This is a genomic window from Vibrio sp. TAP-3B, from assembly GCF_057784735.1.
Window position 1 is genome coordinate 1,706,481 of sequence record NZ_CM173495.1, and the last position, 14,582, is coordinate 1,721,062.

Here is a 14,582-nt window from a genome sequence, read left to right on the forward strand (position 1 = left end):
CCGCTTCCTCCTTGCCGAAATTATGCTTCTTCGCCGAACCAACAGATGTTACGTGCGGCCATAATTAGCTCACCTGCACGTTCTTCGGTCAGGCCTTCGATACCTTCTAAATCGTCAATACCTTGCTCAGCAAGATCTTCCAGTGTTGCTACACCTTTCGCTGCCAATTTAAATGCCATTTCACGCTCTAGACTTTCAAGAGCAAGTAAGTCTTCAGCAGGCTCTAGACCTTCAAAAGACTCTTCTTGTACTAGGGCGATTGTTGTTAGTGCATTTTTCGCACGACCACGTAGCTCTTCGATAAGTTCTTCAGTCAAACCATCAATCTCTAGCAACTCGTTAACCGGTACGTATGCAATCTCTTCTAGTGTTGAGAAACCTTCTTCAACAAGTAGTTGAGCAAAGTCTTCTTCAATATCTAGGTACTTCATGAAGTTTTCAATAGATGCTTGTGATTCTTCAGCGTGTTTTTTCTGAAGATCTGCAACTGTCATAACATTCAGTTCCCAGCCTGTTAATTGCGAAGCAAGGCGAACGTTTTGACCATTACGGCCAATTGCTTGAGCTAGGTTGTCAGCTTCTACCGCGATGTCCATGGAGTGCGCATCTTCATCAACGATGATAGAGGCAACATCTGCAGGGGCCATTGCATTGATAACAAATTGTGCAGGGTTATCGTCCCAAAGCACGATATCAATACGCTCACCACCCAGTTCACTAGAAACTGCTTGTACACGAGCCCCACGCATACCAACACATGCACCAACAGGGTCAATACGCTTGTCGTTAGTTTTTACTGCGATCTTTGCTCGAGAACCAGGATCTCGGGCTGCACCTTTAAGTTCGATGATATCTTCCGCAATTTCAGGCACTTCAACACGGAACAATTCAGCCAGCATTTCAGGCTTTGAACGAGTGATGAATAGTTGAAAACCACGCGCTTCAGGAGCAACTTTGTATAGAAGACCACGTACACGGTCACCTGGACGGAAGTTTTCACGAGGAAGCTGGTCATCACGTAGGATGACGGCTTCCGCATTATTACCAAGATCAAGAACGACAGTGTCACGGTTCACTTTTTTAACAACACCAGTGATAAGGTCACCTTCATTATCAATGAACTGCTCAACGATCTGCGCACGCTCAGCTTCACGAACTTTTTGTACGATAACCTGTTTCGCAGTTTGAGTCGTAATACGGTCAAACGTCACTGAATCGATTTCGTCTTCTAAGTAGTCACCAAGCTCAATTGAGTCATCGTCATATTGTGCTGCTTCTAGCGAGATTTCTTTCGTTGGGTTTTCAACTTCGTCTACCACTAACCAACGACGGTAGGTTACGAACTCACCCGTTTTACGGTCAATAGCAACACGTACGTCGATTTCGATTTCGTATTTTTTCTTTGTAGAAGTTGCTAAAGCAATCTCAAGAGCCTCAAAAATACGCTCACGAGGTACCGCTTTTTCGTTCGATACCGCTTCTGCTACCGCTAAAATTTCTTTACTCATTATATTTAGCCTCTAAGCTTAAACTTTTTTAGGGAACTAAAATTTAGGGATCAGGTTAGCTTTTGAAATGTTACTTAAAGCAAACTCTTCTTGTTGACCTTCAACAGTAATAGTTACTGCTTCACCATCAACACTGTGGATAACACCGTTCCACTTACGACGGTTTGCTACAGCCATTTTCAATACGATGCTGACCTCGTGACCAATAAATTGCTCGTAATGTGCTGCTTTAAAAAGTGGTCTTTCTAAACCTGGAGAAGACACTTCTAGGCTGTAAGCAACAGAAATTGGATCTTCAACATCTAAAACCGCACTTACTTGGTGGCTAACTTCAGCACAGTCGTCCACATTGATGCCATTTTCATGGTCGATATAGATACGTAACGTTGAATGCGCGCCTGCACGAATGAATTCTAATCCAACCAACTCATAACCTGATGCCGCAACCGGCGCTTCAAGCATTTCAGTAAGTTGTTTTTCTAAACCAGTCATTTAAACCACTCCAGAAACAAAAAAAGGGCTCAGAGCCCAATCAAAAAACCAAGCAGTATCTGAGTATTTTCAAAACTCAGATAACAAAAAACCCCGATAGTCGGGGTTTATGCTGCTGGACCCTGATACGTTAAGAATAGTAGAAATACTTTTCTTAACTCGTAGCGTGGTTAGCACTACGCAAACTTGCCAATCTGCAATTTCTTATTTAAAGAAAGAGATTGGTTGCGGGGGCCGGATTTGAACCGACGACCTTCGGGTTATGAGCCCGACGAGCTACCAAACTGCTCCACCCCGCGTCCGACTTGCTGAGCATTATACTCTCAAACAAGTGATTTACAAGTTTGTAAATAAATGGTGCCGAGAGAGGGACTCGAACCCTCACACCTAAGGCACTAGCACCTCATGCTAGCGTGTCTACCAATTTCACCATCTCGGCATCAAAACCTTACAGCTTATTGAGGAATTTCATCACCCGCTGGGGCTGGAACTTCGCTCGCTGCATCCTTAACTTCTTCTACAACTGGTTGACCTAATGTTGGATCTACCCATTGTGACTCGATCTTGTGTGTTGACATACGACCAAGTAGTAAGCTAACGATAAAAAATACGGTTGCTAAAATAGCAGTTGTTCGGGTTAAAAAATTACTTGAGCCACCAGCACCAAACACTGTGTTTGAGGCACCTGCACCGAACGAGGCTCCCATATCTGCGCCTTTACCTTGTTGAATCAACACAAGGCCAATTACACCAAGCGCTGCCAACAGGTAAACCACAAGTAGAACTGAAAACATTTTTTCCACCTATGTTCCAAATTGTTGAGCCAGCGCCGTTCTAAACTGTAATAGCGTTCACGAACAAAGCTAGCGACCTCCTAACGGGAGGCGGGGGCAATATTAGCGAAAGCCAGTTACGCTGACAAGGAAAAATTAATAAAAAATCAGCACCAATCCGTTAAGCGCTCAAAAAAAGGGCAAAGGGTGCCCTTTCTTTCACTAAACACATTGAAGCAATGATTAGCAACTTGCTTTTACCGCTTCGGCGATTTTCAGTGCAGAGCTCTGAACTAACTCGCCATCTTCACCTTCCACCATAACGCGAATCAAAGGCTCTGTGCCAGATTTACGCAGCAATACACGTCCTTTATCGCCCAGCGTAGCTTCTACTTCGGCGACGGCATTAAGTACCGCTTGAGCTTCAAGAGGATTGCTTTCCCCTGCAAAGCGGACATTTTCTAGAACCTGAGGATACAACGTCATGCCTTGCGATAGTTCATGCAAAGACATATCACTGCCAACCACAGAAGCAAGCACTTGCAGTGCTGCAACGATCGCATCACCCGTGGTGACTTTATCTAATAAGATCACATGGCCTGAGTTTTCAGCACCAATTTTCCAGCCTTTTTCTAACAGTTGTTCCATGACATAACGGTCACCAACAGCGGCACGTACAAACGGAATGCCTAGCTGCTTTAAACCATTTTCCATGCCCAAGTTAGTCATCAACGTACCAACTACACCACCCTTTAGCTCGCCACGACGAAGAGCATCACGAGCAATAATGTAAGCAATTTGGTCACCATCGACTTTGTTGCCAAGGTGGTCGACCATAATAATACGGTCACCATCACCATCAAATGCTAAACCAAGGTGCGCTTGCTCTTCAACAACACGCTTTTGAAGTGCACGAACATCTGTTGCGCCCACTTCTTCATTAATGTTGATGCCGTTAGGCTCTACGCCCATTGCAATAACTTCTGCGCCAAGCTCTTTGAAGACATTTGGAGCAATGTGGTACGTTGCACCATGCGCACAATCTACCACGATTTTAAAGTTAGCAAGACTCAATTCAGATGGAAAAGTACTTTTACAAAATTCGATGTAACGGCCTGCAGCGTCATTTAGACGAGTTGCTTTACCAAGCTCTGCAGACTCAACACATTCAATTTCTTTATCTAGTTCTGCTTCGATCGCCAACTCGATATCATCAGGTAATTTCGTGCCTTCAGAAGAGAAGAACTTGATACCATTATCGTAATACGGGTTGTGTGATGCTGAAATAACAATCCCAGCTTCTGCACGGAAAGTCTGAGTTAAATAGGCCACTGCAGGCGTTGGCATTGGTCCGGTAAAAGTGGCTTTAAGGCCAGCAGCAGCCAAGCCAGCTTCTAGTGCAGATTCAAGCATGTAGCCGGAAATACGCGTATCTTTACCGATAATAACTTTTTTTGTGCCTTGTTTTGCTAGTACACGACCAGCCGCCCAGCCAAGTTTAAGTACAAAGTCTGGCGTGATTGGATATTGTCCAACTTTACCACGCACACCATCAGTACCAAAGTAACGTCTTTTATTCGACATAAACTTTCCTTTGTTATTTTTAAATATTGCTTTTCGTCATTTCAACAATTTTCATCGCTTCAATGGTTTCTTCAAAGTCGTGAACTCGGATAATTTGCGCGCCTTTCATTGCTGCGATAGTGGCACAAACAACACTGGCGTTGATGCACTCCGCTGCAGACTTATCTAGTAGTTTGAACAGCATGGATTTTCGAGACATCCCAGCCAAGACTGGCAAGCCAAACTCATGAAATTTATCAAGGTGAGCAAGCATATGATAATTGTGCTCTATTGTTTTTCCAAAACCAAAACCTGGGTCGAGAATAAGTTGCGCTTTATCAATACCGACAGACTCACACGCTGCAATACGCTCTTTTAGGAATGTCGATACACCTTCCATGAGATCATCGTAATGTGGGTTAGTCTGCATGGTTCTTGGCTGACCTTTCATATGCATTAGGCAAATTGGAAGTTTTGCTTTTGCTGCGACTTCGAGAGCACCAGGCTCTTGCAAAGCTCGAATGTCGTTGATTAAATCCGCACCAGCATCAATTGCTTGGCGCATAACTTCAGCTTTACTCGTGTCTACAGAGATCCATACATCATATTTTTCACGAATGGCTTTGATAACAGGTACCACACGTTGTAACTCTTCTTCTAAGGAAACCTCTGGGGCGCCGGGCCTTGTCGACTCGCCGCCAACATCGATTATGCTTACGCCGGCATTCACCATTCTTTCCACTTGGGTAAGCGCCAACTCTAGCGAATTATATTTACCACCATCAGAGAAGGAATCTGGTGTTATATTGAGGATCGCCATGATATGTGGACGAGAAAGGTCTAAAGATTTGTTATTTGCTGTAATTATCATAAATACAAAAACCCCGAGAATACAAAAACCCCGAGATAACTCGGGGTTTATAATTACTAATACTCTTTTTATTCAGAGTCTTTCTTTTCAGGAGCTTCGCTAGAAGTATCTTCTGGAGAGCTAGACTGTTCTGCATCTTTCGCAGTGTCCGTTGCTTCTTCTTTAACTTCTGGTTTTGCTTGAGGCTTATCGCTGTCTTCTAGTTTGCTAGTTGAGTTATCACTCCAACCCGCCGGCTCACGAATCTCAGCTTTGCGCTCCATCAAGTCATCAATTTGACGAGCATCAATGGTTTCATACTTCATTAACGCATCTTTCATTGCGTGCATGATATCCATATTCGCTTCAAGAATTTTTTTCGCACGGTCATAGTTGCGGTCGATGATTTGGCGAACTTCATCATCAATCAACTTCGCTGTGTCGTCAGACATGTGTTTTGTCTGAGTTACACTACGTCCAAGGAACACCTCACCTTCGTCTTCTGCATACAACAGAGGACCCAGTTTTCAGAGAAGCCCCATTGCGTCACCATTTTACGAGCGATATCAGTGGCGCGCTCAATATCGTTAGAAGCACCTGTTGATACTTTATCCGCACCGTAGATAAGTTCTTCCGCTAGACGACCGCCGTACAAGCTAGAAATCATTGACTCTAGATGCTGACGAGACATACTCACGCGATCTTGCTCTGGCAAGTACATTGTCACACCTAGCGCTCGACCACGTGGGATAATAGATACTTTGTACACCGGATCGTGCTCAGGCACTAAACGACCAACTATCGCGTGACCCGCTTCGTGGTAAGCCGTAGACTCTTTCGTCTCTTCAGACATGACCATAGAACGTCGCTCTGCGCCCATCATGATTTTGTCTTTTGCCAGTTCAAATTCAACCATAGAAACGTTGCGTTTGTTACCACGCGCAGCAAATAGAGCCGCTTCGTTAACTAGGTTTGCCAGATCCGCACCAGAGAAGCCAGGAGTACCACGCGCGATAAGCGATGGTTCTACGTCACCCGCTAAAGGAACCTTACGCATGTGAACTTTCAGGATTTGCTCGCGACCTCGAACGTCTGGAAGTCCAACCACAACTTGGCGATCAAAACGACCTGGGCGTAGCAAGGCTGGGTCAAGTACGTCTGGGCGGTTAGTCGCAGCGATAACGATAATACCTTCATTACCCTCAAAACCATCCATCTCAACAAGCATTTGGTTGAGCGTTTGTTCACGTTCATCGTGACCACCACCAACACCAGCACCACGCTGACGACCGACAGCATCGATTTCATCGATGAAGATGATACATGGTGCCGCTTTCTTCGCTTGTTCGAACATATCACGCACACGAGATGCACCTACACCAACGAACATTTCGACAAAGTCAGAACCAGAGATAGTAAAGAATGGCACTTTAGCTTCACCAGCAATGGCTTTCGCTAGAAGCGTTTTACCAGTACCTGGAGGGCCAACCATTAATACGCCCGTTGGAATCTTACCGCCCAGCTTTTGGAAGCGGCTAGGATCACGCAAGTAGTCAACTAGCTCTTTCACATCTTCTTTTGCTTCGTCACACCCTGCAACGTCAGCAAAACTTGTCTTGATTTGCTCTTCGCTCATCATACGCGCTTTGCTCTTACCAAAAGACATGGCGCCTTTACCACCACCGCCTTGCATTTGACGCATGAAGAAAATCCACACACCAATGAGTAAGATCATTGGGAACCAAGAAATGAAAATCGTTCCTAGTAAGCTCTGCTCTTCCGGCGGCGTACCTTGCACTTTCACGTTTTGATTAATTAGGTCATCCAGAATCTTTTGGTCATACACTGGCATGTAAGTGACCATTTTGGCACCACCGCCACGACGAACGAAGCTAATTTCACCGTCTTTAAAAGTTGCTTCTTGAATCTGGCCTTGACCAACTTCCTGTACAAACGTGGTGTAATCCACGGTTCTGCCATTGCTTTCTCCAGGGCCAAAGCTCTGGAATACCGACATCAATACGACGGCGATAACAAGCCACAGAATTAAATTTTTTGCCATGTCACTCAAGGTGTAAGCCTCTCGATAACTAATTGTAATTAAAGGTAGGGTACTACAGTTCATTCACTGTAGCTATAGTGTTAACACGCTCCCGAGAGAGCAAAATGGTTAACCTTTGTAACCGGAGGCTACAACAAAGACTTCTCGAGAGCGAGCTCGCGATGAGTCTGGTTTTCTGATTTTTACGACTTTAAACATGTCTCGGACTTCTTTCACGTATTGATCAAAGCCTTCGCCCTGAAAAACCTTTACGACAAAACTACCATTAGGCGCTAGAACTTGTCGACACATATCTAAAGCCAATTCAACTAAATACATAGCCCGTGGTTGATCGACTGAGTTATTCCCCGCAATGTTAGGCGCCATATCAGACATTACTACGTCGACCATTGAAGGTTGGATTCTTTCCAGTAAAGCGTCCAATACTGCATCATCACGAAAATCGCCTTGTAAAAAGCTGACGCCAGCTATTGGATCCATTGGTAACAAATCACACGCAATAACTTGACCACGCTCCCCTACTATCTTAGCAGCATATTGAGACCATCCACCTGGAGCAGCCCCCAAATCGACAACTGTCATACCTGGCTTTAACAATTTATCTTTTGTTTGAATCTCATCGATCTTGAAATAAGCACGTGAGCGATAACCTTTTTTACGAGCTTCATTCGCGTATTTATCATCAAAGTGTTCTTTCAACCAACGACCAGAACTAGCCGAATGTTTTTGTTTACTCATTTTAATCCCAACAAGGCGCAAATTGGAGCTATTGTTTTAATAGGCGCTACCTATTACTCAATAAATTATAGTCTTCAGCAATAGATGGCGTTAAAATAGCTTTTTTCAACCCTTATTTTATAGAAAATTGGCCGCGTAATGAACCTAAGCACCAAACAAAAGCAGCACCTTAAAGGCCTAGCTCACAGTTTAAAACCTGTTGTGCTAATGGGCGCAAATGGACTTACCGAAGCCGTGCTAGCAGAAATTGAAATCGCTCTAAACCATCATGAACTGATCAAGGTAAAAGTTGCTTCAGAAGATCGTGAGACAAAACAGCTAATCATCGACGCTATCGTACGTGAGACAGGCGCAGAAAAAGTTCAGACCATTGGTAAAGTGCTTGTACTATACCGCCAGTCTGAAGAGCGTAAAATCGAAATTCCTCGTAAGTAATTCACTTATGTTGTTGAAAAAAGGTCGCTATTGGCGACCTTTTTTTGCATTTGATGAGCAGTAAGAGCGCAACCTCTACCACTTAGATGTATTCAACTCGGTCAATTTCGAAATCTTTAGCGCCGCCCGGAGTCTGGATAGCAACCTCGTCACCTTCCATTTTACCGATAAGGCCACGAGCAATTGGAGAACTGACAGAAATACGTCCAGCTTTAATATCCGCTTCATCATCACCGACAATTTGGTACGTCTTTTCTTCGTCGGTATCAATATCAATCAAAGTCACGGTTGAGCCAAAAATGACTTTACCTGTATTTTCAATCTTGGTCACATCAATAACTTGAGCAACAGACAGTTTGTATTCAATGTCACGAATTTGCGCTTCACAGAATCCCCTGCTCTTCTCGAGCAGCATGATATTCTGCGTTTTCTTTTAAATCACCTAATTCACGAGCTTCAGCAATCGCCTCTGAAATTTGAGGACGCAGCTTAAGAAGACGATCGAGTTCTGTACGTAGTTTTTGCTCACCACGTAGTGTCATTGGAACTTTTTCCATTTTATAACCTCAAGCCCAAATAGGTCTTTGGACAAAAAAAAACCACCCTGTCGTCGGACCGAGTAGTGCGTTTAAACATGAATATTATCTAGTGTAAACAAACTCCCAAATGAAATCATCCTAATTCGAACAGCAGCAACACTATGCTTTTACGGCATAATAATACAAGTGACTTTTAGAATGAAATATCATCGCAATTTGTTGAAAAACAAAACAATTCATTACATGAAAAATATCAATAAAGATAAAACTTAATCAATACCAAACAAAGCTAACTTCAAAAAAAGACAATCAAAAACAAAAACTTAAAACCAAAACAACCTAATAAAACAGCGTTCATCATTGAAATTTATATCATTTTACTAACTCATATGGAAACTTTAGCAGTAAAACATGTCCAGCAAGTTGTTTAATGAAAGGTTTAAACAAGCGCGAATGATATCGCTCATTCAGTCAATTATAGACCAACAGCTTGTGAGAGATTATCTCTCCCCCTATATAACAATGATTATGGACAGCTAACTAGGATAAATAAGATGAAAAAGACATTAATCGCCCTTTCTGTATCTGCAGCAGCGATGGCAACTGGCGTAAACGCCGCTGAGCTTTACAACCAAGATGGCACTTCTCTAGAAATGGGCGGCCGTGCTGAAGCACGTCTATCTATGAAAGATGGCGACGCTCAAGACAACTCTCGTATCCGTCTAAACTTCCTTGGCATTCAAGCAATCAACGACAACCTATACGGTGTGGGTTTCTGGGAAGGTGAATTTGAGACAGCTCAAGACGGTACTGTAGACGGCGACGAGAAGAGCGATCTAGAAACTCGTCTTGCTTACGCTGGTCTTGGCGGTGCTTACGGTGAGTTCGCATACGGTAAAACTGAAGGTGCACTAGGCGTTATCACTGACTTCACAGATATCATGGCTTACCACGGTAACTCTGCAGCAGACAAACTGGCTGTAGCAGACCGTACAGACAACATGATGGCTTACAAAGGTCAATTCGAAAACCTAAGTGTTAAAGCAAGCTACCGCTTCTCTGACCGTGTAGAACAAAACGGTGAATACTCTGATAACAAACAAGACGGCTACTCTCTATCAGCTATCTACGCTGTAGCAGACACTGGTCTTGAGCTTGGTGCTGGTTACGCAGACCAATACGATGCAAACGAGTACATGCTAGCGGCATCTTACACAATGTCTGATCTTTACTTCGCTGGTATCTTCACAGATGGCGAAAAAATGACTGACACATTCAACAACACTGTTGATTACACTGGTTACGAACTAGCGGGTGCTTACACGCTAGGTCAAACCGTGTTCACAACAACGTACAACAATGCAGAAACTGACAACGAAACTTCTGCAAACAACGTCGCTGTTGATGCTTCTTACTACTTCAAACCTAACTTCCGCGGTTACGTTTCTTACAACTTCAACCTAATTGACGCTGGCGATAAGTTCGGCTCAACTAGCGGTAAGACAGTTGCGAACAAGATCGATGCTGAAGACGAGCTAGCGCTAGGTCTACGTTACGACTTCTAATTCCGGTCTTTGACTAGAATATCGAATGCCCGCATCACGCGGGCATTTTTTATACTCCATTTTAAGCCCCACGCCTTTCTCTCATGTCTCATTCCTGATGACATATAAAGCATTTCTTTAGTTACCTAGCATATTGAAAGGACTTGCGTATACTCAATCACATAACTCACCTAGAAAGTATCATTATGCGTTTACGTTGGCCCTTGCTCATATTCTCTTCATTACTTTCTGCTTTTTCACAAGCGTACCCTCATCAAGAAGTGTTGCCGGAAGGCTCTCGCATCAGTTTAGTCGCGGAAAAACTCAGTGAGAATGCTGAACTTGACGGTGTTCATCCTACCGAACAATTATTCCCACCAGCCAGTACATTAAAAATCGTCACAGCATTAGCGGTAAAGTTAGAGCTGGGTGATAACTTCCGCTTTCGAACCAAGCTAGAAGCTGCGAGCTCAGACGCAGTGATTTACTTTGTCGGCGATCCAACGCTCCAAACCAACGACTTAAAATCACTTCTTACCCTAGCCAAGAAAAATGGCTTAAAACGTATTGACGGTGACTTATGGCTCGATAACAGTGCCTTTACCGGCTACAACCGGGCAGTAGGTTGGCCATGGGATATTTTAGGGGTTTGTTATAGCGCGCCAGCCTCAACGATCATACTCAACAAAAACTGTGTGCAAGCCTCTATATATACCCAAAAAATCGGAAAAACTCGGGTTCACGTACCAAAGCACCAACCTATTCAAGTGACCACTTCGGTTGAAACCGTCTCTAAAACGATACAAAAAAGCCGCCATTGTGATTTAGGCTTAATCGCTCATCCAGACAACAATTATCAACTAACTGGCTGCCTCGTTGATAGAGACAAGCCACTACCATTAAACTTTGCAATTCAAGATGCAGAAAGTTATACCAGTCAAGTGCTAACTACTCTTCTTGAGCAACTCAATATTGATTTAACAGGTGAAATAAAAATCGGTTCAGCTCCAGAGAAGCAACGTAAACTTATCGCCATGCATCAATCGGCACCTCTTCCAGAATTACTCGAAGAGATGCTTAAAAACTCGGATAACTTGATTGCAGATACGCTCACTAAAACTCTAGGGGCTAAATTTTTTGTTCAGCCAGGCAGCTTCAATAACGGCACTGAAGCAATCAAACAAATCATTTTTGCTAATACGGGCATTGATATTCGAAACGCTCGCTTGGAAGATGGTTCGGGCCTGTCAAGAAACAACCGAATCTCTGCAACAAAAATGGCCGATATACTACGCTACATCTGGCAACATGAGCATGAACTTCAGCTTATTGCCATCATGCCAAAATCAGGTGAGTCAGGCACATTAAAATACCGTCCAAGTATGCGAAAGTTGCCAATTAAAGGACAATTGATCGCCAAAAGCGGGTCTCTCTACGGAACTTACAACATGGCCGGATATGGTTTGGATAAAAAGGGTCAACCTAATACCGTTTTTGTTCAGTTTGTTTCAGACTACTTCCCAGAAAAAAGGGACGATAACAAACCTGTCATCGCCCCTATTACACATTTTGAGCAGCTTTTTTATAGTGACATTGTGAACTTTAGTCAGGCGATACCCAAGAAATAGTTCACCACATTAAAGTATATCCACATCCCTGAAATATCGACGATAGATGCAAGCACTGGACTCACCAATACAGCTGGGTCCAGCTTACAAGCTCGTGCAATAATTGGTAGCAGCCCACCTAATGTTGTAGAAATCGTTACTTGGATGAATAACGCAACCGCTATTGCCAATGCGATATCTGTAAGTTCAAAGCCCCCTGTTGATTGGCCGGCACTAAATAACATAATGCGTCCAATCATCACGATAGCGATCGCTAACGCAATAAATAGAGCAACGCGGCTCTCTTTCCACAAAACTTCTAACCATTGGCGTATCTTTAGCTCCCCTGTTGCAAGAGCACGAATCACCAAAGTTGCAGCTTGTGTTCCTGTATTACCACCAGCAGCAGCGATCACAGGCATGTACACCGCAAGCAAAACGAGTTGGCTAAGGGTGTCCTCATACTGAGCAATAATCAAACCCGACACTATCCCTAAAAGGGCCAGTGCAATGATCCACCCAATACGCTGCTTCACGTGCCCCAAAACACTAGTCGATAAATAACCATCAGGTGTATCAACTTCAGACATATGCAGACCCAATTGGTAAGCATAATGACGTGCGCGTTTGTCATGGCCTGCTTGCTCAAGTTGAGCAATAAGACTATTCACATTACCGACAGAGCAATGCTGCAAAATACCTACAGCCTCATCAATCGGCATTATCGTAAGCAAATGGACTTGTTGCTCTTGTTCATACTGCAAAAATGCATTGCGAGCGGCACCAATTTCTACTTCAGAAAAGTTTGGTGTTGTTTCAATAAAAGTGTTGTTCATTACCGTCATGGCGAATCTCCCGATTGGCATTGGTAACGACCATCGACAAGGCGCGCAAAGTCAATCTTGCATACTTAAAGTCACACAACAATTAAGATGCACAGAGAAAACCAATGCGGATGCACTGTCTATTCAGAATGTATGAAGGAAATAACGAGAAGAAAATTAGAAAAGATGCCTCACCACTTAGGTAAGGCGGAGATCGCCAATACCGAAGCGGGTTATTTCGCTCCCTTGCTCTTACTCACCCAACGACTGGGAGGATGGTCGGTATTGTTCATGTAAATCTCCGATAACGCTGCCATTATTGGCAGCGCGAGTATAGTAACAAAGTTCAACATGTTTGGAAGTTTTACTTTGCCGTTTTCGCTAAATTTTTATACAAAAAAAGCGCCATTAGGCGCTTTCATTTGCAGTGATTACTGATTACTGATTACTGAATAGTAATACGAGCAAATTTACGCTTCCCCACTTGGAACACGTAAGTACCCACTTCTGGAGCAAATTTGCTGTCCGCGATTTTCTCACCATCAATTTTCACAGCACCTTGCTTAACCATGCGCATCGCATCTGACGATGATGGACATAACCCTGCTTCTTTCAACAGATTGCTCACTGGACGACCTGCGTCAAAATCAAACTCTGGCATTTCATCAGGAATTTGGTTCTTCGCAAAACGGTTCACAAACTCTTGCTCAGCAGCATCAGCCTCAGCTTCGCAATGGAAGCGTGCAATGATTTCTTTCGCAAGCAATACTTTGATGTCACGAGGATTTTTACCAGCTTCAATGTCTGCTTTAAACTGCGCGATTTCTTCCAAAGGACGGAAAGACAATAGCTCGTAGTAGCTCCACATCAGGTCATCGGAAATAGACATGATCTTGCCAAACATTTCACTTGGTGCTTCGCTGATACCAATGTAGTTGTTTGCCGACTTAGACATCTTCTTCTCGCCATCAAGGCCAACAAGAAGCGGCATCATCAATACAACTTGTGGTTTTTGACCATTCGACTTCTGAAGCTCACGACCCATCAATAAGTTAAACTTCTGATCGGTACCACCAAGCTCTACATCAGTCTCCATAGCAACTGAGTCCCAGCCTTGTAAAAGTGGGTACATGAATTCATGAATGGCGATTGGTTGGCCACCTGAGTAACGCTTTTTAAAATCATCACGTTCCAGCATGCGCGCCACGGTTTGATTAGCAGCTAGGCGAATCATACCTTCCGCCCCTAGTTCCGATAACCACTCTGAGTTAAATTGAACCTTAGTCTTAGCAGGGTCTAGAATTTTGAAAACCTGCTCTTTATAAGTCTCGGCATTACGCAATACGTCTTCACGACTGAGGGGGGGACGTGTTGTGTTTTTACCTGTTGGGTCACCAACCATTGCAGTGAAATCGCCGATCAGGAACGTCACTTCGTGGCCTAGTTCTTGGAACAAGCGAAGCTTATTGAAAATAACCGTGTGACCTAGGTGAATATCCGGTGCTGTTGGATCCGCCCCTAATTTAATTCGTAAAGGACGGCCTTCTTTTAATTTTGTGATAAGCTCTTCTTCTGGAATCAGCTCTTCAACACCGCGTTTAATCTCGGCTAATGCAGCTTCAATGCTCGCCATTCTTGTTCACTCCC

General features: G+C 43.8%; 11 protein-coding genes, 2 tRNA genes and 2 pseudogenes. 3 read left to right on the plus strand and 12 right to left on the minus strand.

Features of this window, described 5'->3' with window-relative positions; genetic code table 11:
- Positions 1-20 precede the first annotated feature (20 nt).
- The 9 genes and pseudogenes from nusA to rlmE form a co-directional block, all read right to left on the minus strand.
- Positions 21-1,508 carry a transcription termination factor NusA gene (nusA, locus tag AC3D28_RS08010; RefSeq protein ID WP_098414894.1) on the minus strand — a complete coding sequence of 496 codons (1,488 nt, stop codon included), beginning with the start codon at positions 1,506-1,508 and terminating at the stop codon, positions 21-23.
- A 36-nt stretch (positions 1,509-1,544) separates the two neighbouring features.
- The gene (gene rimP, locus AC3D28_RS08015) at positions 1,545-2,000 is read right to left on the minus strand and encodes a ribosome maturation factor RimP (RefSeq protein WP_488534472.1); all 456 of its coding nucleotides are present in this window, start codon (positions 1,998-2,000) and stop codon (positions 1,545-1,547) included.
- A 222-nt stretch (positions 2,001-2,222) separates the two neighbouring features.
- Positions 2,223-2,299, minus strand: a tRNA-Met gene (locus tag AC3D28_RS08020).
- A gap of 56 nt (positions 2,300-2,355) precedes the next feature.
- Positions 2,356-2,439, minus strand: a tRNA-Leu gene (locus tag AC3D28_RS08025).
- A gap of 16 nt (positions 2,440-2,455) precedes the next feature.
- Complete coding sequence (gene secG / locus AC3D28_RS08030) at positions 2,456-2,794, minus strand: preprotein translocase subunit SecG (RefSeq protein ID WP_098415877.1); 339 nt, start codon at positions 2,792-2,794, stop codon at positions 2,456-2,458.
- A 222-nt stretch (positions 2,795-3,016) separates the two neighbouring features.
- Positions 3,017-4,357, minus strand: a complete 1,341-nt coding sequence (gene glmM / locus AC3D28_RS08035) for a phosphoglucosamine mutase (RefSeq protein ID WP_488534473.1) — start codon at positions 4,355-4,357, stop codon at positions 3,017-3,019.
- 19 nt (positions 4,358-4,376) lie between these two features.
- Positions 4,377-5,207, minus strand: coding sequence for a dihydropteroate synthase (folP, locus tag AC3D28_RS08040; protein WP_488534474.1), 831 nt, complete (start codon positions 5,205-5,207; stop codon positions 4,377-4,379).
- Positions 5,208-5,275: 68 nt separating this feature from the next.
- A pseudogene (gene ftsH / locus AC3D28_RS08045) lies at positions 5,276-7,311 on the minus strand (ATP-dependent zinc metalloprotease FtsH).
- Positions 7,312-7,356: 45 nt separating this feature from the next.
- Positions 7,357-7,986, minus strand: a complete 630-nt coding sequence (gene rlmE, locus AC3D28_RS08050; protein ID WP_098414890.1) for a 23S rRNA (uridine(2552)-2'-O)-methyltransferase RlmE — start codon at positions 7,984-7,986, stop codon at positions 7,357-7,359.
- A 138-nt stretch (positions 7,987-8,124) separates the two neighbouring features.
- On the opposite strand from rlmE, the gene yhbY reads away from it, so the two are divergent.
- Positions 8,125-8,421: a ribosome assembly RNA-binding protein YhbY gene (yhbY, locus tag AC3D28_RS08055; protein ID WP_005380066.1), complete on the plus strand. Its 297-nt coding sequence runs from the start codon at positions 8,125-8,127 to the stop codon at positions 8,419-8,421.
- 82 nt (positions 8,422-8,503) lie between these two features.
- Here the strand turns inward: yhbY and greA are convergent.
- A pseudogene (gene greA / locus AC3D28_RS08060) lies at positions 8,504-8,978 on the minus strand (transcription elongation factor GreA).
- Positions 8,979-9,514: 536 nt separating this feature from the next.
- On the opposite strand from greA, the gene AC3D28_RS08065 reads away from it, so the two are divergent.
- Both AC3D28_RS08065 and dacB read left to right on the plus strand, forming a co-directional pair.
- The gene (locus tag AC3D28_RS08065; RefSeq protein WP_488534475.1) at positions 9,515-10,525 is read left to right on the plus strand and encodes a porin; all 1,011 of its coding nucleotides are present in this window, start codon (positions 9,515-9,517) and stop codon (positions 10,523-10,525) included.
- Between the two features lie 185 nt (positions 10,526-10,710).
- Complete coding sequence (dacB, locus tag AC3D28_RS08070) at positions 10,711-12,132, plus strand: serine-type D-Ala-D-Ala carboxypeptidase (RefSeq protein WP_488534476.1); 1,422 nt, start codon at positions 10,711-10,713, stop codon at positions 12,130-12,132.
- Here the strand turns inward: dacB and AC3D28_RS08075 are convergent.
- Positions 12,111-12,956, minus strand: a complete 846-nt coding sequence (locus AC3D28_RS08075) for a magnesium transporter (protein ID WP_488534477.1) — start codon at positions 12,954-12,956, stop codon at positions 12,111-12,113. The genes dacB and AC3D28_RS08075 overlap by 22 nt on opposite strands.
- 424 nt (positions 12,957-13,380) lie before the next feature.
- Positions 13,381-14,568 (minus strand): tyrosine--tRNA ligase, encoded by a 1,188-nt coding sequence (gene tyrS, locus AC3D28_RS08080; protein WP_488534478.1) that lies wholly within the window; start codon positions 14,566-14,568, stop codon positions 13,381-13,383.
- Between the last annotated feature and the right edge of the window lie 14 nt (positions 14,569-14,582).

What these genes read in the sequence shown, in the direction of transcription:
- AC3D28_RS08065 (WP_488534475.1), top strand. Translation starts at nt 9,515, where the DNA reads ATGAAAAAGACATTAATCGCCCTTTCTGTATCTGCAGCAGCGATGGCA.
- AC3D28_RS08075 (WP_488534477.1), bottom strand. Translation starts at nt 12,956, where the DNA reads ATGACGGTAATGAACAACACTTTTATTGAAACAACACCAAACTTTTCT.
- secG (WP_098415877.1), bottom strand. Translation starts at nt 2,794, where the DNA reads ATGTTTTCAGTTCTACTTGTGGTTTACCTGTTGGCAGCGCTTGGTGTA.
- nusA (WP_098414894.1), bottom strand. Translation starts at nt 1,508, where the DNA reads ATGAGTAAAGAAATTTTAGCGGTAGCAGAAGCGGTATCGAACGAAAAA.
- dacB (WP_488534476.1), top strand. Translation starts at nt 10,711, where the DNA reads ATGCGTTTACGTTGGCCCTTGCTCATATTCTCTTCATTACTTTCTGCT.
- glmM (WP_488534473.1), bottom strand. Translation starts at nt 4,357, where the DNA reads ATGTCGAATAAAAGACGTTACTTTGGTACTGATGGTGTGCGTGGTAAA.
- tyrS (WP_488534478.1), bottom strand. Translation starts at nt 14,568, where the DNA reads ATGGCGAGCATTGAAGCTGCATTAGCCGAGATTAAACGCGGTGTTGAA.
- rlmE (WP_098414890.1), bottom strand. Translation starts at nt 7,986, where the DNA reads ATGAGTAAACAAAAACATTCGGCTAGTTCTGGTCGTTGGTTGAAAGAA.
- rimP (WP_488534472.1), bottom strand. Translation starts at nt 2,000, where the DNA reads ATGACTGGTTTAGAAAAACAACTTACTGAAATGCTTGAAGCGCCGGTT.
- folP (WP_488534474.1), bottom strand. Translation starts at nt 5,207, where the DNA reads ATGATAATTACAGCAAATAACAAATCTTTAGACCTTTCTCGTCCACAT.
- yhbY (WP_005380066.1), top strand. Translation starts at nt 8,125, where the DNA reads ATGAACCTAAGCACCAAACAAAAGCAGCACCTTAAAGGCCTAGCTCAC.